At 56.6% G+C, this 19,007-nt stretch carries 15 protein-coding genes, 1 tRNA gene and 2 rRNA genes; 8 read left to right on the top strand and 10 right to left on the bottom strand.

All coding sequences use genetic code 11. From position 1 onward, the window contains the following. Nucleotides 1-60: 60 nt before the first annotated feature. The 3 genes from U5G49_RS17565 (at nt 61) to U5G49_RS17555 (ending at nt 3,622) form a co-directional block, all read left to right on the top strand. Nucleotides 61-2,940, top strand: a 23S ribosomal RNA gene (locus U5G49_RS17565). Nucleotides 2,941-3,182: 242 nt separating this feature from the next. Then, nucleotides 3,183-3,297: ribosomal RNA gene (gene rrf / locus U5G49_RS17560) — 5S ribosomal RNA — on the top strand. A gap of 248 nt (nt 3,298-3,545) precedes the next feature. Continuing rightward, a tRNA-Met gene (locus tag U5G49_RS17555) sits at nt 3,546-3,622 on the top strand. A 543-nt stretch (nt 3,623-4,165) separates the two neighbouring features. Here U5G49_RS17555 and U5G49_RS17550 read toward each other — a convergent pair. Further along, nucleotides 4,166-5,164 carry an ABC transporter permease gene (locus U5G49_RS17550; RefSeq protein WP_018446950.1) on the bottom strand — a complete coding sequence of 333 codons (999 nt, stop codon included), beginning with the start codon at nt 5,162-5,164 and terminating at the stop codon, nt 4,166-4,168. Between the two features lie 40 nt (nt 5,165-5,204). Further along, nucleotides 5,205-5,945: an ATP-binding cassette domain-containing protein gene (locus U5G49_RS17545; protein ID WP_018243386.1), complete on the bottom strand. Its 741-nt coding sequence runs from the start codon at nt 5,943-5,945 to the stop codon at nt 5,205-5,207. 259 nt (nt 5,946-6,204) lie between these two features. On the opposite strand from U5G49_RS17545, the gene U5G49_RS17540 reads away from it, so the two are divergent. From U5G49_RS17540 to U5G49_RS17530, 3 genes are all read left to right on the top strand, one after another. Continuing rightward, a complete protein-coding gene (locus U5G49_RS17540; RefSeq protein ID WP_193444977.1) occupies nt 6,205-7,185 on the top strand; it encodes an NAD-dependent epimerase/dehydratase family protein in 981 nt (326 codons plus the stop codon). A 48-nt stretch (nt 7,186-7,233) separates the two neighbouring features. After that, a complete protein-coding gene (locus U5G49_RS17535; protein ID WP_018243384.1) occupies nt 7,234-8,220 on the top strand; it encodes a substrate-binding domain-containing protein in 987 nt (328 codons plus the stop codon). 196 nt (nt 8,221-8,416) lie between these two features. Then, nucleotides 8,417-9,199, top strand: coding sequence for a FadR/GntR family transcriptional regulator (locus U5G49_RS17530; RefSeq protein WP_193444978.1), 783 nt, complete (start codon nt 8,417-8,419; stop codon nt 9,197-9,199). A 185-nt stretch (nt 9,200-9,384) separates the two neighbouring features. On the opposite strand, the gene U5G49_RS17525 is transcribed toward U5G49_RS17530, so the two are convergent. From U5G49_RS17525 to U5G49_RS17495, 7 genes are all read right to left on the bottom strand, one after another. Continuing rightward, a complete protein-coding gene (locus tag U5G49_RS17525) occupies nt 9,385-9,525 on the bottom strand; it encodes a hypothetical protein (protein ID WP_162710258.1) in 141 nt (46 codons plus the stop codon). A 186-nt stretch (nt 9,526-9,711) separates the two neighbouring features. Continuing rightward, complete coding sequence (locus tag U5G49_RS17520) at nt 9,712-10,512, bottom strand: SDR family NAD(P)-dependent oxidoreductase (RefSeq protein WP_018243382.1); 801 nt, start codon at nt 10,510-10,512, stop codon at nt 9,712-9,714. Further along, entirely contained in the window at nt 10,509-11,294 is a 786-nt protein-coding gene (locus U5G49_RS17515; protein ID WP_193444979.1) for a hypothetical protein, read from the bottom strand. Before U5G49_RS17515 ends, U5G49_RS17520 begins: the two co-directional genes overlap by 4 nt. Before the next feature lie 10 nt (nt 11,295-11,304). After that, nucleotides 11,305-11,898 carry a protein-S-isoprenylcysteine O-methyltransferase gene (locus U5G49_RS17510; protein WP_193444980.1) on the bottom strand — a complete coding sequence of 198 codons (594 nt, stop codon included), beginning with the start codon at nt 11,896-11,898 and terminating at the stop codon, nt 11,305-11,307. Between the two features lie 51 nt (nt 11,899-11,949). Continuing rightward, the gene (locus U5G49_RS17505; RefSeq protein ID WP_028733235.1) at nt 11,950-12,534 is read right to left on the bottom strand and encodes a hypothetical protein; all 585 of its coding nucleotides are present in this window, start codon (nt 12,532-12,534) and stop codon (nt 11,950-11,952) included. 158 nt (nt 12,535-12,692) lie between these two features. Then, complete coding sequence (locus tag U5G49_RS17500) at nt 12,693-12,812, bottom strand: hypothetical protein (RefSeq protein WP_018243378.1); 120 nt, start codon at nt 12,810-12,812, stop codon at nt 12,693-12,695. 165 nt (nt 12,813-12,977) lie between these two features. Continuing rightward, the gene (locus U5G49_RS17495; RefSeq protein WP_026188513.1) at nt 12,978-13,565 is read right to left on the bottom strand and encodes a L,D-transpeptidase; all 588 of its coding nucleotides are present in this window, start codon (nt 13,563-13,565) and stop codon (nt 12,978-12,980) included. A gap of 230 nt (nt 13,566-13,795) precedes the next feature. Between U5G49_RS17495 and U5G49_RS17490 the strand changes: the two genes are divergently transcribed. After that, nucleotides 13,796-14,551 (top strand): SDR family NAD(P)-dependent oxidoreductase, encoded by a 756-nt coding sequence (locus U5G49_RS17490; protein WP_018243376.1) that lies wholly within the window; start codon nt 13,796-13,798, stop codon nt 14,549-14,551. Between the two features lie 715 nt (nt 14,552-15,266). Here U5G49_RS17490 and U5G49_RS17485 read toward each other — a convergent pair. Next, nucleotides 15,267-17,585, bottom strand: a complete 2,319-nt coding sequence (locus U5G49_RS17485; protein WP_193444981.1) for a membrane-bound PQQ-dependent dehydrogenase, glucose/quinate/shikimate family — start codon at nt 17,583-17,585, stop codon at nt 15,267-15,269. 144 nt (nt 17,586-17,729) lie between these two features. On the opposite strand from U5G49_RS17485, the gene U5G49_RS17480 reads away from it, so the two are divergent. Beyond that, the gene (locus U5G49_RS17480) at nt 17,730-18,950 is read left to right on the top strand and encodes an acyltransferase family protein (protein ID WP_193445054.1); all 1,221 of its coding nucleotides are present in this window, start codon (nt 17,730-17,732) and stop codon (nt 18,948-18,950) included. The last annotated feature ends 57 nt before the right edge of the window (nt 18,951-19,007 follow it).

Raw genomic sequence — 19,007 nt, 5'->3', positions numbered from 1 at the left:
AAGCGAAGCGGACAAGGTCTGCCAAATCAAACAAAGACGATGAGCATTGGCAATGAGAACGATTAAGTGTCGTAAGGGCATTTGGTGGATGCCTTGGCATGCACAGGCGATGAAGGACGTGATACGCTGCGAAAAGCCGTGGGGAGCTGCGAATGAGCTTTGATCCATGGATCTCCGAATGGGGCAACCCACCTTAAATACCTAGAAAATCTGTTTTGTTGCTTTGGCTGCGAGGGACTTCCTTCGTAGCGCAAAGCGCGTCGCCGGTTATCCGGCGCGCCGTCCGCAGGCCTTTGGCCGTGAGGACAAAACAGGTTTCTAGGTATTGTGATAAGGTATCTACACCTGAATACATAGGGTGTAAGAAGCGAACGCAGGGAACTGAAACATCTAAGTACCTGCAGGAAAGGACATCAACCGAGACTCCGCAAGTAGTGGCGAGCGAACGCGGACCAGGCCAGTGGCAATTGTGATTAAAGTGGAACGCTCTGGAAAGTGCGGCCGTAGTGGGTGACAGCCCCGTACGCGTAGATATCATGATTGTCCTAGAGTAGGGCGGGACACGAGAAATCCTGTCTGAACATGGGGAGACCACTCTCCAAGCCTAAGTACTCGTGCATGACCGATAGCGAACAAGTACCGTGAGGGAAAGGTGAAAAGCACCCCGACAAGGGGAGTGAAATAGAACCTGAAACCGGATGCCTACAAACAGTCGGAGCCCGCAAGGGTGACGGCGTACCTTTTGTATAATGGGTCAACGACTTAGTGTAACAAGCAAGCTTAAGCCGGTAGGTGTAGGCGAAGCGAAAGCGAGTCTGAATAGGGCGATTTAGTTTGTTGCATTAGACCCGAAACCGAGTGATCTAGCCATGAGCAGGTTGAAGGTTGGGTAACACCAACTGGAGGACCGAACCCGCATCTGTTGCAATAGATTGGGATGACTTGTGGCTAGGGGTGAAAGGCCAATCAAACTCGGAAATAGCTGGTTCTCCGCGAAATCTATTTAGGTAGAGCGTCGAGCGAATACCCCCGGGGGTAGAGCACTGGATGGGCTATGGGGACTCACCGTCTTACTGATCCTAACCAAACTCCGAATACCGGGGAGTACTACTCGGCAGACACACGGCGGGTGCTAACGTCCGTCGTGAAAAGGGCAACAACCCTAACCTCCAGCTAAGGTCCCCAAGTCATGGCTAAGTGGGAAAGGATGTGAGGATCCCAAAACAACCAGGATGTTGGCTTAGAAGCAGCCATCATTTAAAGAAAGCGTAACAGCTCACTGGTCTAAATAAGGGTCTTTGCGCCGAAAATGTAACGGGGCTGAAGCCATGCACCGAAGCTGAGGATTTGCGAGCAATCGCAAGTGGTAGCGGAGCGTTCCGTAAGCTGATGAAGGGAGACCCGTGAGGGCTCCTGGAGGTATCGGAAGTGCGAATGTTGACATGAGTAACGATAAAGAGGGTGAGAGACCCTCTCGCCGAAAGACCAAGGGTTCCTGCTTAAAGTTAATCTGAGCAGGGTTAGCCGGCCCCTAAGGCGAGGCAGAAATGCGTAGTCGATGGGAACCACGTTAATATTCGTGGGCCTGGTGGTAGTGACGGATTGCACAAGTTGTTCATTCTAATTGGATTGGATGGGCAGCGGAGCGGTTCCAGGAAATAGCTCCACCGTATAGACCGTACCCGAAACCGACACAGGTGGTCAGGTAGAGTATACCAAGGCGCTTGAGAGAACTATGTTGAAGGAACTCGGCAAATTGCACGCGTAACTTCGGAAGAAGCGTGACCCCATGCTAGGCAACTATTATGGGGTGGCACAGACCAGGGGGTAGCGACTGTTTATCAAAAACACAGGGCTCTGCGAAGTCGCAAGACGACGTATAGGGTCTGACGCCTGCCCGGTGCTGGAAGGTTAAGAGGAGAGGTGCAAGCTTTGAATCGAAGCCCCAGTAAACGGCGGCCGTAACTATAACGGTCCTAAGGTAGCGAAATTCCTTGTCGGGTAAGTTCCGACCTGCACGAATGGCGTAACGACTTCCCCGCTGTCTCCAACATAGACTCAGTGAAATTGAATTCCCCGTGAAGATGCGGGGTTCCTGCGGTCAGACGGAAAGACCCCGTGCACCTTTACTATAGCTTTACACTGGCATTCGTGTCGGCATGTGTAGGATAGGTGGTAGGCTTTGAAGCGGGGACGCCAGTTTCCGTGGAGCCATCCTTGAAATACCACCCTTATCGTCATGGATGTCTAACCGCGGCCCGTTATCCGGGTCCGGGACAGTGTATGGTGGGTAGTTTGACTGGGGCGGTCGCCTCCGAAAGAGTAACGGAGGCGCGCGATGGTGGGCTCAGACCGGTCGGAAATCGGTCGTCGAGTGCAATGGCATAAGCCCGCCTGACTGCGAGACTGACAAGTCGAGCAGAGACGAAAGTCGGTCATAGTGATCCGGTGGTCCCGCGTGGAAGGGCCATCGCTCAACGGATAAAAGGTACGCCGGGGATAACAGGCTGATGACCCCCAAGAGTCCATATCGACGGGGTTGTTTGGCACCTCGATGTCGGCTCATCGCATCCTGGGGCTGGAGCAGGTCCCAAGGGTTTGGCTGTTCGCCAATTAAAGCGGTACGTGAGCTGGGTTCAGAACGTCGTGAGACAGTTCGGTCCCTATCTGCCGTGGGTGTAGGAATATTGACAGGATCTGTCCCTAGTACGAGAGGACCGGGATGGACATATCTCTGGTGGACCTGTTGTCCTGCCAAGGGCATAGCAGGGTAGCTATATATGGACGGGATAACCGCTGAAGGCATCTAAGCGGGAAACCCACCTGAAAACGAGTATTCCCTATCAGAGCCGTGGAAGACGACCACGTTGATAGGCCGGGTGTGGAAGTGCGGCAACGCATGAAGCTTACCGGTACTAATAGCTCGATCGGCTTGATCGTTCTCATTGACTATGCTCATCTCAAGGCGACCGCAAAGCGGTCGTCCGGATCGATGATGCAAGACCTTTGTCCTGACGCGCCAATGGCGCTGCGGACGGCCCGCGCTACCAAGCGCGACGGCCTCTGGCCTGTATGGGTGCCACAAGCACTCGCAGTCAGAAGAGGTTCCAAAGACGTGTTCAAAAAAAGAAAACAGGCTAATGCCTGCCAGCTTCTCAAAACATATAGTTGCGCTTTGCCGACCTGGTGGTTATGGCGGGGTGGCTGCACCCGTTCCCTTTCCGAACACGGCCGTGAAACGCCCCTGCGCCCATGGTACTTCGTCTTAAGACGCGGGAGAGTAGGTCGCTGCCAGGTCTGCAAAGCGCAACTAATCAATCTTCTCATCACTAAACAAACGGCCCAAAGCCGAAACAAAAGGGCCGCTCACAAAGCGGCCTTTCGTGTTATAATACACCAGCAAATCCCAGCGATTTGCTCATGGCGCGGGGTGGAGCAGCCCGTTCGGCCTGAAATCGATCCACCGGATCGATTCCTTCACGGCCTCACCTCGTCAGGCTACGCCTGACAGCGCTCCCGGGCTCAAACAGCTCGGAATACATTAACGCGGGGTGGAGCAGCCCGGTAGCTCGTCAGGCTCATAACCTGAAGGCCGCAGGTTCAAATCCTGCCCCCGCAACCAGATACACAAAGGCCCGCCTCGTGCGGGCTTTTGTGTATCTCGTAACGGGTCGAGGATTTAACGCCTCCTCAGGGGCCCGCCAAGAAGGCGAAGCCGACGCAGCGGGACAGAAACTTCAAATCCTGCCCCCGCAACCAAATCCTTTCCTTCCAAATAGACACCAGAGACGCAAATACAAAAAGCCCTCCGACAAGGAGGGCTTTTGTGTGTCTGGAACCTGGCATGCCGCATAAGCGGAGAACCTCGTCAATGCAAACGCGGTTAGCGTCGCTCGCTGAACTGCCGTCCCCGGTTCCAGCGGGCGATGGTCTCCGGCACGACGTCCGTCTTGCGGGGGGCGGGCTCGGCACTCATGCGGATCCGCTCGAGGGTAACGCCCGCCTTGGCGATATAGTTGAGCGCGGCTGGATTGATTGAACGCGGCCGCTCTTGGCGCGGGCGCGAACCGCAGAACGCTTAATAGGACCCGCTTCGGGACAATCTAACAAATCCGGTCACTCACTCAAAACTCAAGACCAGCGTGCTCTCAAGGGCCGGATTCGCCTACTCGCCCTGTCGTAGGTTGCGAAGTCGGTCGAAAAGGACGGCAAGCACGATTGCCCCACCGATAAAGCATCCTTGCCAGAATGCGTTGATGCCGAGCAGGCCAAGACTGTTGCGGATGACCTCGATAAGTGCGGCGCCGACCAGGGCTCCAAAGGCGGTGCCGACGCCGCCGGCCAGATTGGCGCCGCCGATAACCGCGGCGGCGATGACCTGAAGTTCCATGCCGGCGCCGATGTTTGTGGTGACAGCACCGAGCCAGCCGGTTTGAATGATGCCGGCAACCCCCGCGGACAGGGCAGAAATCATATAGACGATGACCTTGATCCTCGGCACGGGAACGCCCGTCAATGTCGCGGCGTGCTCATTGCCGCCGATGGCAAAGACATAGCGGCCGAACTTGGTCCAGCGCAGCACGAAACCGGTGATGAGTGCCAGCACGACCATGTAAAGCACTGGATTGGCGATGCCAAAAACCCAGGCGCCGCCACCCAGCGCCAGTAGCTTGTCGTGATCAGGTCCGAACTGGAAAACGACAGTGTTGTTGGACGCAACCATCGCAAGGCTGCGCGCAATCGACAACATGCCGAGCGTGACGACGAAAGGTGGGAAGCCGAGATAGGCAATCAATGCACCGTTGAAAGCTCCGACCAAAAGAGCAGTACCGATTGAGGCGGCGATGCCGACTTCAATGCTGTATCCCGCATGCATGACGACCGCCAGCACCATGCTGCACAGGCAAAGCACGGAGCCAACGGACAAATCGATGCCGCCGGTGATGATGACCAGCGTCATGCCTAGCGCGATAATGGCGACGAAAGTGACGTTGCGGGTGATGTTGTAGATGTTCTTCGCCGTCGCAAAGGAGTCCGTCGCCATCGACAGAAAAATGCAGGCGAGAATGACTGCAATCAGCACCCAGAATGTCTGGCCGCCCATGATCGTCGCAAGCCAGCTGCGTTGCTTCTGTCCGATCGTCTGGTCAAGTGTAATCGCCATCGTCGACCTTCTTCCTTCCTGTTGCAACGGATAGCATCGATCACACCTGTTCGATGGCGCCGGTGATCAGTCCCGTCACTTCCTCCGGCGAACTTGCCGCAATCTGCTTGTCGGCTACTTTTCTGCCTCGCCGCATCACGATCACGCGGTCGGCGACCGAAAAGACGTCGGGCATGCGGTGGCTGATCAGGACAACGACAATGCCCCGGTCCCGCAATTGGCGGATCAGATTCAGAACCTCAGCCACCTGGCGCACGGAAATGGCTGCTGTCGGTTCGTCCATCAATACGATTTTCGCTTCAGACAGCATTGTGCGGCCGATCGCTACCGCTTGCCGCTGGCCACCTGACATTTGCTTGACGAGATCGCGCGCACGCGTTTCGGATTTGAGCTCGCGAAATATCTCGCTGGCGCGCTTGTACATGCTCTTGTGGTCGAGGATGCGAAGGGGCCATACCCCGCGGCGCAATTCTCGTCCAAGGAACACGTTCGCTGCCGCCGTCAGATTGTTGCAGAGCGCCAAGTCCTGGTGAACGATCTCAATGCCATGCTGGCGCGCTTCCTTCGGCTGATGAAGCACGAGATCGGCGCCATCGAGCCGCATGGTTCCATGGCTCGGTCGAAAGTTGCCGGCAATCATCTTCACCAGTGTGGACTTGCCAGCCCCGTTGTCGCCCATGAGGCCGACAACCTGCCCCGCTTCAAGCGAAAACGAAACATCGTTGACTGCCTGGATGGCACCGAAATGTTTGGAAATATTGCTGAGCTCAAGAACCGCCACCAGCCTCCGCGCCTCCCAAAACCTGCGGGCTATCCATCGCTCCCAACCCTGCGTGTCTTCGACGCAAGGCTCCGGCGCGTTCGCCTTTCCAATATCCTCCCAGGAAAAACGAATGGGAGCATTTACGCAAAACCCTGCGACAGCGTCAACTCATTGTCCCGGCTATTGACCTTATTGTCGCAAAAATCTGTTTTGTCGGACAAATATCATTTGACGAGAGTGGCGCCCGGATATTAGCTATCACTGGGGGAGAAAGAGCATGCTAATCCTTGTTACCGGTGCGACGGGCAAGGTCGGGCGGCGCTTCATTGCTGGGCTGCTTGACGATCCGAGATTTTCCAAAGCCCGTATTCGTGCGCTTTGTCATAATCGTTTGTACGAGGCGACCGACCGTGTCGACGTCTTCCAAGGCTCGATCGCCGATCGCGATGTCGTGGCAGCGGCGCTGGATGACATTACCCATGTCGTGCATCTCGCCACATGCAAGGAAACGCCTGAAGACATCATGGATGTCACGGTCAAAGGTCTCTTTTGGCTGCTCGAGGAGTTCCGTACGAGCGTCACGGCACGCCAGTTCATCCTGATCGGTGGTGATGCGGGTGTGGGACATTTCCACTATCGCCACGACGGCCCGATCACCGAGAACGCCCGCCATTGTGCCTATCCGGGAAGTTATGCGCTCTCCAAAGTCCTGGAAGAGGTCATGCTGGAGCAGTTTGGCATTCAGTACGGCCTCAATGGCTGTTGTCTGCGCGCGCCCTGGATCATGGAAAAGGACGATTTCAAGTATTCGCTGTCTTTTGGAGACGACGTCTTTGGCGGCCCAGACTGGAAGACGCTCGTTCCGGAGGACGCGGCGCGGCGTTATGCAGCGATGGGTACGGTGCCGTTGCTGCTTGATGCCGACGGGCGTCCGCTGAAACGCAATTTCCTGCATGTCGACGACCTCGTCTCGGCAATACTGGCAGCGATCGATAACCCCCGGGCAGAGCGGCAACTCTTCAATATCTGCATGGATCGACCAGTCGACTATGCTGAAGTCGCCGCCTATCTCCTGCGTACGCGCAATCTCGGCTCCATCGACATACCAAGCCGCTTCCATTCCAATTGGATGGACAACAGCAAAGCGAAATACTTGCTGGATTGGCGGCCAAACTACGATCTCGAAATGCTTATCGACTCAGCCTGGCAATACGAGCGTTCGAAGGAGGAGCCTCGCATCGTCTGGTACCCGGGTTGATTTCGTGTGGCGGGCACGCGGTGTCCGTCTGTTTCAAGGGAGGAAACTATGAGGAAGGCATTACTACTTACAGCCGCAGTCTTAGCACTCACCGCCGGGCAGGCCTTGGCCAAGAAGCAACTCGTCATCGTCGTCAAGGGCCTCGACAATCCATTCTTCGAAGCAATCAATCAAGGTTGCCAGAAATGGAACAAAGAGAACCCCACGGCGGAATACGAGTGCTTCTACACCGGCCCGGCATCGACATCCGATGAAGCCGGCGAAGCGCAGATCGTTCAGGATATGTTGGGCAAGGCAGACACGGCTGCAATCGCAATATCGCCGTCAAATGCGAAGCTCATCGCCCAAACCCTCAAGACCGCCAATCCAACGGTTCCGGTGATGACGCTCGATGCCGATCTTGCCGCCGAGGATGCAGCCTTGCGCAAGACCTATCTTGGCACCGACAATTATCTGATGGGCGCCCGCATCGGGGAGTACATCAAGAAGGCCAAGCCGAAGGGCGGTAAGATCTGCACGATCGAAGGCAATCCGGGAGCAGACAATATTCTACGCCGCGCACAAGGGATGCGCGACACGCTCACTGGTCAGAAGGGCTTGACCGCGCTGAAAGGCGAGGGTGGTTGGACTGAGGTTGCCGGCTGCCCGGTGTTCACCAATGACAACGGTGCCGCGGGTGTTCAGGCAATGACCGATATTCTCGCGGCCAATCCCGACTTGGACGCATTCGGCATTATGGGTGGCTGGCCATTGTTCGGTGCGCCGCAACCATATCGCGACCTGTTCAAACCGATGGCCGAGAAGATCGCTAGCAATGATTTCGTCATTGGTGCGGCCGACACGATCGGCGACGAGGTTGCCATTGCGAAGGAAGGTCTGGTGACTGCGCTCGTCGGCCAGCGGCCATTCGAGATGGGCTACAAGGCACCTTCGGTGATGATGGATCTGATTGCCGGCAAGCCGGTCGAAGATCCAGTCTTCACCGGGCTCGATGAGTGCACGAAGGATACAGTCGATACCTGCATTCAAAAGTAGGTTCAAAGTTTGGCGGCACTCGGTTCACGGGTGCCGCCGACTGTCCGCACGAGACGGATCGAAAGATCCGCAGGCTTGACGTGCCTTGGATTCCGCGCTTTTTGCGCAGGGTCAATCGCAGGCGACTTCCTCGTTATTACGATTGTTTTGATCATACGTGCAGACAGTCGAAAGAATGCTGAGGCAGTAGAAATAAATGCCTGACAAGAAATCGGGAAAGCCGACGGCTCCGTTCGAGGTGCCGGCGGTTGACCGCTCGGCCACCACAAGGCGCCCAAATGCTCCCCGCATGACTGGGGCGAGTGTGCATGTGTCATTAGCGGGCGAGATCGGTCTGCGAATCGTGCGCGGCGATTATCCGCCGGGCACGATTCTGCCAAATGAAGCAAAATGGTCGGAAGTCTTTGACGTCAGCCGATCGGCGGTTCGCGAAGCTATCAAGATGTTGATGGCAAAGGGCCTGCTTTCCTCTCGTCCGAAAATCGGCAGCTGGGTGGAGCCCAAGGAACGTTGGAACCTGCTGGATAGAGATGTCTTGGGCTGGTATGCCGCATCTCCCGATCGGGAATCCTTTCTGAGGGCCGTACAAGAACTCAGGCATATGATCGAACCGGAAGCGACTGCGCTTGCTGCGGAACGCCGAACCGAAGAGCAGATGAATGCGATCAGCCAGGCCCTGCATGACATGGATCAGGCGACATCGCTCCAGCAGCGAACGGAATCCGACGCGCGATTTCACATCGCGATCCTGCGCGCCACCGGAAATGATCTGCTGGTGCCGCTCGGCGCATTGATCGAATCGGCGCTGAACCACCTCTTCGCCCATGTCACGCGGGAGGAAGACAACTTGCGATATGCGCTGAAGCTTCATGAAAATATTGAGAAAAGCATCCGATTGCAGCGGCCGAACATGGCGCGCAACGCAGTCCGCAAGGTGCTGGCAAATACCGATCAAATCATTGCACGGTGGTCGCGATAGAATTTTACATCCTGCCCGGCTGAGGCTGCTAGGCCCGCGTGGTACCTTCGCCGACTCCGGATGTAACGCAAAGCGGATCAGCGCTTCGGAGGTCGTCTACAAATATTGAAATTACAGGCCTCCGTAGTTTCAGTCCGCCGCAACCAAATCCACAAAAGATGCGCTATCAAGCGGGTTTTTTGCGTCTAATGTCCGGTGATCGCCTGGGTTGAGTTCCCTGAGGCCGGTCTTTCTTCGAGATCGTTCCGCACCTCGGCAAGATTGCGCCGGGTCATCAGATCGAGAACTTCCATGGAGGCCACGATGCTGGCGATGAGGCCACGCACCTGCAACGCCCCCGGCTGATGGCGGGTGTCTCGCCGATCAGGCGTTTCTCGACAAGTTGGAGGACGATCGGAATGGGCATCCGTTTTGCATCCTCTTCGCGCCCGTTGCGGGCTCGGAATCGGCTTGCACCACGCCGGAGACCGGCTCTGGCAACATACCTCAAGGTTATTCCCTGAACCGCAACGTTAGGGATCTTTGCTTCTGCGCTGCAGGCGACCGATGAGGGGGAGGACAGCCGCGGTCGGCAAGAATGCGACAAGAGTGAGCAACTTGGCTGAAATGCCAGGGACAACGCGGCGACGGCCCGAGTTGAATCCTCTCCAGGCCCGCTCAGCGACATATTCAGCGTCCAACTTGGGCAATATCTTGAAGAGAGCCGCCCGGTTCGCGCCAGCCTTTTCGAGGAATTCGGTGGACACCGGTCCGGGCGCGACACATGTCACCGTAACGCCAAAGCGGCGCACTTCCTGATGGAGCGCGTCCGAAAAAGAGTGCACGAAACCCTTGCTTGCGTAGTACAACGCCATATACGGCCCGGGAAACAAACCCGCTATGGAGCCGAGATTGATCACGCCGCCACGTCCGCGCGCAAGCATTCCGGGCAGGAAGCGAAGGGTCAAGTCCGTCAGGGCGCGTATATTGAGATCGACGATCCCAAGCTGATCGTTGAGGGGGAGTAATGTTGCTGCGCCTCGCAGGCCATACCCGGCACTGTTGACCAGCACGCCGCAGACCAAATCATTGGCGGTTAGAAAAGCCTCAAGACGCTCGGACGCGTCGGCTGCAAGCAGATCCAGCTCCAGCGTGAAGGCCTCACCGCCGGCCTGCTGTACCTCGGCCGCCGCAGCGGTGAGGCCTTCAGGCGAGCGCGCGATGAGCACGACGACGTTGCGGTCGCGTGCGGCAACCTTTGCGATTGCTCGTCCAATGCCGCGGGAACCGCCAACCACGACGACAGCCGAACGGAACTCGTTGTGCGGGGTCACTTCGATGTTCCTGCCGACGTCATGATGGTCGCGGCTCCCCTCTGGACGAGGCTTTTTACTTCGTCGGTGACCTCGCCATTCAAGATCCTTTCGAATCGTTCCAATGCCCGTGCCACATTCGCTCCATCCATAACCCTGTGGTCGTAGTGAATGCGGACAGTAACCGATCCATCCTCGCCGATCGGGCCGTAGTTGAAAAGTGTGGTCAGCGGACTGAGAGGGTTGAGAGACTCCGCTCCGAGACCCGAATAGACAGACAGTTGGAAGGTGCCGAAATAGCGCGCTCGCTTCCGTCCTATATTGAGTCCGAGCCACATGAGCAGCCACCTCACAGGGGCAGGTGCGCGAGCAAGCTCCAGAGAGCGCCGAAACTCCTTGATCTCCAGAACCGGAAGTGACCTCGCTGAACGGATCAGCGTCTCCAGCTCGGGGATTGAGCGTTGCTCGGGACCTTTGATGGTGCTCAGCAGAACGACCCGTTCTCCGTCATGCTCGCGCTCATGGGCAATGGAGGCCACGCTGGCCGGATATTCATAGAGCTGTGGCCACGGAAACTTGATGTAAGCGCGCCGCAATTCAGGAATTTCTTGAGAGAGCAGAGCGTATCCCTTCAAGAAAAGCACCGTCCAGGACGGCCGGGCATCCGCTCCGTCTCTTGCATCCAGGAGGGGCCGAACGTTCATTTGCCGCTGGACCGTCACACGCGGCACCCCGATCGAGAATCTCATCAGATCTCCGACAAGGCGTCGCGATGCCGAGAGCTTGATCGTTCGGCCTCTCATCTTGCCACCTCTAATAAAGATAAGGGATGATGCGCTTGGTCTTCGCCATATACGCTTGATATTGCGGACCGAAAACTTCCAGCATCATACGTTCTTCCTTGTCCACCCTTAGGACGAATAGAACGGTGAAGCCGATCAGGCCCGCCATGCCTGCCACCCAGTTCGGCAGCAGAAACACTTGTGAAAGCCCCATCAAAAGGAACGACGTGTACATCGGGTGGCGGACTAGGGCGTACGGGCCAGCGCATATCAATTCGTGTTGCTGGCGGATCTCCAGCGTAATCGACCAGTTTCGTCCTAATTGCTTGTGGGTTCTTCGAAAGACCCACATCGCGGCGCAGAAGAGTATTGTCCCGATCACGACGGCCCACAAATGGGCGGTATAGTCGGCTGCCTCAGGGATGCCGGTCGCGACGTAAAATCCCGGCACGATCGCAAGTCCTGCGAGGGCTGCCGCAAGTCCGACCGCCTCCGAACCGGTACGGCGTTTACTGACGACCGGCACTCGCTTTGCGCGACGCTCAAATGGGTATCGAATGATGCACCAGGCAACAATTCCGAGAACCCAGACGCCCTCGCCGACGACGGCTGCTGATAAGTTCAAATCAAGTCACCAGAACCTTTCCATGATCTGCCTTCTTGGATGCCCCGGTAATCAACCTGTATTCATCTCCCGAAGGTTTGTAATGAACTGTTGCGGCCTTAGCCAAATGCTGGGCGCCTTATAACCCATGTGCCGTGCGATATCCGCCACAAAGGCATTGCAGTTGTATACCGATGCCTCCCAGAGACGAGAGGTTGCCTGCAGTTTGCGTATATACGCAACTGTGTCGTTATATTCATTATCACTCAGCATCACACGCCAGCTTGCTGATCTGTACTGCTCTTCCAGGTCACCATCCGTTGGTCCGGTCGAGGCCGGAACCGGTATGAAGTGGCCTATTACATACTGCGCGGCATCGGGAGAAGCTGGGGCAAGCCCTGCAACTTCGGGATTGATCATATTTCCGTTTTTATCCGCCTGCCCAAAAACGACGTAGGTGTGGCCGTAGGTCAGCGCATAGCGTGAGCGGAATTCGATGAAATGCCGATTTGATTTGTTTTCAGCCGTATTGGTTGGAGCTACGCCTCTGCCGTTGGATGTATAATGCGGTAAAGGCCTTTTGTCTTCTGTCTGGCATGACGATGCCACGAACGCCAACATAACAACTAGCGACACACCGCCTCTTCCAAGCGCCATCACTAAGCTCCATATGCAGGCCCTGACGAATGCGAGCCCGAAGTCAGCATATAAAAATGCCACTCTTGCGCTGTGAGTTACGAAGGAGCGCAGCTTGGCGGTTTATGTAAGAAGAGGAAGGGTCTATGTGACCCTTCCTAAGAATCAAACCCGATATGCTACTTGTAGACTGCTTCTGCCGGCGGTGGGGCCTTCCCCTTGCCTTTGCCAATCGACCCGCAAGCACTCAGATTGGCCACCGCAAACATCGCAACGATTACAATTAGAATTCTGCTCATCAGGAAGTCCTCTCCTCATCATGGAATAGCCTTTCAGGCTACACCTTAAAGTTCAGCGACAATCAGTACCCTGGATAGGGCAGACATGATGCAACATGCAACGAATCTACATTAGCAGATACATATTGCTATGGCCAACCCCGCGATTTCAAATGGTAAACACCATCAGATGACAACCACGCGCGTGCCTACGCGTGCACGGGAGTAGAGGTCGACGATGTTTGTGTTCGTCAGGCGAATACACCCATTCGAAACGGCACGGCCTATCGACCAGGGGGCATTCGTTCCGTGCAACCGGAACAGGGTATCTTCTCCGCCTTGGTAGAGGTAGAGGGCCGCTGCACCGAGAGGGTTGAGCGGTCCTCCCGGTATCCCATCGGCATACTTGGCCAGCCGGGGCTTGCGCTGAATCATGTCATTGGTGGGCTTCCACGAAGGCCACTCTGCCTTATAGCCGATGGTGGCCTCGCCCTTGAAACTCAGTCCTTCCTCACCGACGGCAACGCCATAGCGAGTCGCCAGTCCGTCTGCCTCCACGAAGTAAAGGTAGCGGCTCGCCGTATCGACGACGATAGTTCCGGGCGGTTCACTCCCCGTATACGCGACCTCCTGTCGTCGATAGCGGGGATCGGCATCCGGATCCCTCGCGAATCGGTAGCCCAGTGGCGGCCCATCGCCCGAAGTACATCCAGAAAGCATCAGTGCCAGGCTCCCCAGCACGAGCCCCCGGCGTGTAATATGCTGTTTGTCCATTTCCACCTGCCAAGTAACTCCGTCGATCCCGTTCATTCCAAATTAGCCCGTTCATTCCAAATTAGATTGCGACATCTTTTGATAAAGACACTCAACTCTGTGGAGGATGAGTTCGCAACACTGGCAACATCTCAAGCTGCGCAATACCATGCCCTTCTATTTATCCGTGAAACCCCTTGCATCAATAATCGCGCCGATCGAATATTAGCATATCAACAAGGACAGAGACGATGAAGCTTTGCCTGGAAGGAAAAATCGCGATCGTAACGGGCGCAGGTTCCGGAATTGGTGCCGCCGTTTCCCGACACCTCGCTGAGGAGGGTGCCGAGGTTGTCGTCGCCGATATCAATGCTGACGCAGCACACACGATTGCCGCCGCAATCAGATCAGAGGGAGGCCGTGCCCGTGAATTTGTCGTCGATGTCAGTGACAGTGAAAGTGTGCAGAGACTTGTCGATTTTACCGTCGAGACATGTGGCGGCTTGAATCTGGCGGTCAATAATGCGGGAATCGATGGGATGCGCGCAGCGGTCGCAGACTATCCGCTCGATAATTGGCACAAGGTGATGAACGTCAATCTGAACGGCGTCTTCTATTGCATGAAGTCCGAAATTGGCGCGATGCTGAAGCTGGGCGGCGGTGCAATCGTGAATATGTCTTCCACTCTCGGGACCGTTGGATTACCCACCGCGGCGGCATACACCGCGGCCAAGCACGGGGTTGTTGGACTGACGAAAGTCGCAGCGATGGAGTATGCGAGATTGGGTATCCGCATAAATGCCGTCGGTCCCGGCTGGATCGAAACGCCACTTTTGTCAGAGCATCTTGAGGCGGCGAGTACGCGACGCATGGCATCGCTTCAACCAATGGGCAGGCGTGGAAAACCGGAAGAGGTCGCGACTCTTGTGTGTTTCCTCCTGTCCGAGCAGGCCAGCTTCATCACTGGGGTGCACTATTTGGTGGACGGGGCCTATACCGCTCACTGAAGAAAGGCCTGAGAAGATGCGACGATGTCCAACCTGCCTCTATTTTGCCCGACGGTGTGGGTGACCGGGATAGCTCATGTTTTACACGACATCGCGGTCCCTCCGGTGATCCTGTCTGCTATCGCCATGTAGGCTACGTTGGAGGTTCTCACGAATAGCAAGACCGGACATGACGGCCATCGCCGCTAACGGGGCGAGATGAAGGCGTGGATTGTGTCGGAGAGTTTGCGGTCGGCGCGATGATGGATGACGGTGTGGAGCGTGCCAGACTGAAGCCGAACATACTGTCGTCGTGGCGAACGATGGCGCGGTGTGGCAAGCGCATGTCTCCGAATGCGCCGTTCATCTCCGGCTCCGTCGGCAGGTGCAGAGAACGAGCCGCCAGGGGCACTTCCACCAGTTTCGTCGCTGCCTTCGGAAACCGCGATCATCTGCTAGCGGGAGAAGAGCGAGTGGTCACAGGGCGCGAAAGGATAGGTGGAAATAATTGCGGTGCATTCCGTTGGTGACTTTCAGGAGCTTCAAATCTCAGCGCAAATCGGGCCCCAGGCAACCAAGCTTCTCCTAGATGACCAAACGAGAGCCCCCTGACAAGGGGCGTGTGCCGGACCGTAGCTGAGATTGGAAATAGCGCGCAACAACCGAATCGAAGTCGGAATACGCGCTGCTTTTGCGAGGTTTTCGATCCAAGCTCTTCCATCATGCAAACCCCTCGCTAATCTCGGCTCTTCAAAGAGAAGGCAAGGACGTAGTCGCCGATATCCTTCGAATAGGGTGCGCCGCCAACCGATATCAGGACATATTGCTTGCCTGTTTTCGGTGAGACATAGGTCATGGGCGTCGCGCTCGAGCCGACTGGCAGGGGATATTTCCAGAGCTCGGTACCGTTCTCGGCGTCATAGGCGCGGATATAATAATCCTGGAAACCAGCGAAAAAGACGACACCGCCCGCAGTCGCCGACGTGCCGGCGTAGCTCGGCAGACCCATCGGCATAGGCAGCTTGGTTTTGATCTTGAACGGCCCGAGTTCTTCGGCGGTGCCGGCCGGAACCTGCCACGCGATCTTGCGGGTGCTGAGATCCACTGCGGTGACGGTACCGAAGGGCGGCTGCGTGCAGGGAACGCGGAGCCTCGATGTCCACATTTCGGTGGCCATGGCGTAAGGTGTGCCTCGTTGTGGTGCCGAGGGCCCGTGCGCCGTCGTGGTGAGGGCAAAGTCGACATACTCCTCGCGCCGAATGAGTGCGAAGAGACTGGGCACGCGGATATCGTTCATGAAGACCCGGTTGTTGTGCAGATCGACCGATACGCTTCCCCAATTGAGGCCGCCCAGATTTCCCGGCTGCTGGATCGCATACTGCGTGCCGATCGGGGTGAAATCGCCGTCGTAGCGCATCTTGCGGAATGCGATGCGGCATGCCAGCTGATCGAACATCGTCAGGCCCCAGGCCGTCTGCTCCGTCACGCGCTCCGCACCGATTGTCGGCATGCCGACGGAGTAGGGCTGCGTCGGGGAGAGTTTCTCTTCCGGCGCGCCACCTTCCTGCGACACCGGCTTCTCCTCAACTTCGGCAAGCGGTGTGCCTGTCCGGCGGTCGAGGAGAAAAAGCTGCCCGCGTTTGGTGGTCTGCAGGAGAGCAGGCACGGTGGCGCCATTACCGTCAGGCAGGTCGATCAGGACCGGTTGGGCCGGCAGGTCATAGTCCCAGATATCGTGATGCACGGTCTGGAATTTCCATTTCTCGCGACCCGTCGTCACATCGAGCGCCACCAATGTCGCGTTGTACTGATCGGCGAAACCAGGACGATTGACGCCGTAATAATCCGGCGTGGTATTGCCGAGCGGCGCATAGATGAGGCCGAGCTTGTCGTCGAATGCGGCCGTCGTCCACATGTTGGGCGTGGCCCGGGTATAACTCTGGCCCTCCGGCGGCAGTTTGGTGATCTCAGGGTTGCCAAGATCCCATGCCCATTCGAGTTCGCCGGTGACCACGTTGAACGCGCGGATGACGCCCGAGGGTTCGCCGACTTCCTGATTGTCCGTGACCCAGCCTCCGACGACGATCAGGTTGCGGGCAATCAGCGGCGCCGATGTCTGGAAATAATAGCCTGTCTTGACTTCGCCCATGCCCTGGGAAAGTTGCACGGTGCCATTGTCTCCGAAGCCTTTGCAGGGAACGCCAGTCTTGCTGTCGATCTCCAGGAGACGGGCATCAATCGTCGTCTGCACCAAACGCTCGTTGCAAAGACCATCGGCGGATTGCGCTTCTTGCGGCATCTTGTAGTAACCGAGGCCGCGGCAGCGCTGCCAGTAAGGCGCCGTCGCCTTGGGGTCGAAGGTCCAGCGGGGTTTGCCTGTATCTGCATCGAGCGCTGCGATCACATCTGTCGGCGTGCAGGTGTAGACCGTATCGCCGATCTGCAGAGGCGTGTTCTGATCGGCGCCATCGCTTTTTCCGGTGCGATATGTCCAGGCAAGATCGAGCTTGGACACGTTGCCGCGGTTGATCTGATCGAATGGGGAATAACGGTCTCCTGCCGCAGTGCGGCCATAGGATGTCCAGTCGGAGGGAGCGTTGTCGCCCTTGGCGGGCTTGTAGGCGGTGATGTCGGCGGATGGGCGGATAACGCCGTGCGGTACGAAGCTGAGACCGAAACCCGCGACAAAGATGAGTGCTGTCACCAAGGCGCCGGCATAAAAGACCTTCCGGTTGGCGCTCGGGGAACGCGACGGCGCAAACAGAAGTGCAAAGCCTGCCAGCGCGATGGGGGACATCAAGCGGGCAAAAAGCGCCCAAAAATCAAGACCCGACTCCCATAACGCCCAGGGAAGGGTGAAGACGGCGACAAGCAGCACGATGAGGCTGCCTGATATCTTCCGGCGCCACAGCAGAAACGCGCCAACCACATAAGAAAGCCCAACGATCGCGTAATAGGGGGAGCCGCCGAGGCGTAGCAGCCAGGCGCCGCCTCCGATCAGCCCCAATCCGATAAAGGCGAGAACAAGACAAAATAGGGTAGCCAGAAATTTCATAGTCTCCTCATCCAATCCGCCGCCCGATCACCTGGATTCCAACTCTGACAGTCGCAGGGCACCTCGGGAAGCACAGGGGCCATGGGTTGATGGTCAGAGATGCGTCTTCGGGAGAGGGGTGCTCTCTCGTTCAATTTTTACCTGATGTACCTGTGGTCACTGACACGCGGCCCCGATCCGGCAATGATGCCGCCGCTACTCTGCAGCAACGGCTTGCCATTCCAAATTGAGTCAATACTTCTGAAAGGGGCACAGATGTTTCTCGGCGAAAAGCTTGATCAAGCGAACGGGCGACCGACAGGATTCGATTATATGCGATTACTGTTAGCCTTTTCAGTGCTTTGGATACATACGGCCCGCGTTACGTACGGCGATGACCTGTTTCTCTGGGAGTCACCCTTCCGCCCTGTTATTAAGTCAGTGCTGCCCATGTTCTTTGTCCTGAGCGGGTTCCTGGTGGCTGGCAGTCTTGAACGATCGAAGACATTGATCTCCTTCCTCGGTAACCGATTTATCCGGATCTACCCTGCTCTTGCGGTTGAGGTATTGCTGGCTGCCTTTATACTCGGAGCGATCTATACAGAGTATGACCTGCGTGACTATTTCACCGATCCTCAGTTCTTTACATATCTGATGAATGTCACAGGGCACATTCACTTCAATCTTCCCGGGGTATTCCTGGATAATCCTGATGCCGCGATGGTGAACGGGCAGCTCTGGACGGTGCCCTTCGAGCTTGAGTGCTATGCGGTGATCGCCGTCCTCTTTGTGCTCGGCGTCGTCAGGCGGCGGGTGGTTGCCCTTATCGCAACGCCGGCCTTGATCATAAGCTTCGGTATCGCAAGATATTGGAAACATGAAAGTGATTGGGCGAATATGCCGACGACTGCGTCGGGCAATCTGCTCATTTGTGCTTTTCTTGTGGGGGTGACCTTCTATCTCTACAAGGACAAGGTTCTTTGGGATGTTAGAATTTTCCTCGCGTCGGTGGCATTCATACTATGGGCCTATTGGTTCACCTCCTTTGGGGACTTCGTTGCCATTCCGGCCATAGGCTATGTCACAGTCTTCCTTGGCCTCACCTCGCCCCGCAAGCTTGGCGTCCTGCGTGGAGCCGACTACTCCTACGGCGTCTTCCTCTATGGCTATCCGATCCAACAGGCATTCGTAGCGCTCGGGCCTTGGGCGCATAACTGGTGGCTGAACGGCATTGTCTGCAGCATCATTGCCACTTGCTTTGCCGCCTTCTCGTGGAGATTCATCGAAAAGCCAGCGTTGAAATTGAGGAAGCAAGTCACCTGGCTGGAAAACTTCAGGCTCCAACGCGGCGCAAAACGGCAATTGGCCGGCGCAGTCTCGAAATAGGCTTGTCTGTCGATACCGGCCTCGAGGCTGGCAATTCCATCGCAGGTGCTTAACCGA

This window comes from Rhizobium indigoferae, from assembly GCF_034554815.1.
GTDB classification, from domain to species: domain Bacteria; phylum Pseudomonadota; class Alphaproteobacteria; order Rhizobiales; family Rhizobiaceae; genus Rhizobium; species Rhizobium leguminosarum.
The sequence above is the reverse complement of the archived record's forward strand: the minus strand, read 5'-3'. Positions and strand labels throughout refer to the sequence as shown.

Coding starts and splice junctions, on each gene's coding strand:
- U5G49_RS17480 (WP_193445054.1), top strand. CDS start 17,730: ATGTACCTGTGGTCACTGACACGCGGCCCCGATCCGGCAATGATGCCG.
- U5G49_RS17540 (WP_193444977.1), top strand. CDS start 6,205: ATGCTAATCCTTGTTACCGGTGCGACGGGCAAGGTCGGGCGGCGCTTC.
- U5G49_RS17515 (WP_193444979.1), bottom strand. CDS start 11,294: ATGAGAGGCCGAACGATCAAGCTCTCGGCATCGCGACGCCTTGTCGGA.
- U5G49_RS17550 (WP_018446950.1), bottom strand. CDS start 5,164: ATGGCGATTACACTTGACCAGACGATCGGACAGAAGCAACGCAGCTGG.
- U5G49_RS17530 (WP_193444978.1), top strand. CDS start 8,417: ATGCCTGACAAGAAATCGGGAAAGCCGACGGCTCCGTTCGAGGTGCCG.
- U5G49_RS17485 (WP_193444981.1), bottom strand. CDS start 17,585: ATGAAATTTCTGGCTACCCTATTTTGTCTTGTTCTCGCCTTTATCGGA.
- U5G49_RS17490 (WP_018243376.1), top strand. CDS start 13,796: ATGAAGCTTTGCCTGGAAGGAAAAATCGCGATCGTAACGGGCGCAGGT.
- U5G49_RS17505 (WP_028733235.1), bottom strand. CDS start 12,534: ATGGCGCTTGGAAGAGGCGGTGTGTCGCTAGTTGTTATGTTGGCGTTC.
- U5G49_RS17495 (WP_026188513.1), bottom strand. CDS start 13,565: ATGGACAAACAGCATATTACACGCCGGGGGCTCGTGCTGGGGAGCCTG.
- U5G49_RS17500 (WP_018243378.1), bottom strand. CDS start 12,812: ATGAGCAGAATTCTAATTGTAATCGTTGCGATGTTTGCGGTGGCCAAT.
- U5G49_RS17535 (WP_018243384.1), top strand. CDS start 7,234: ATGAGGAAGGCATTACTACTTACAGCCGCAGTCTTAGCACTCACCGCC.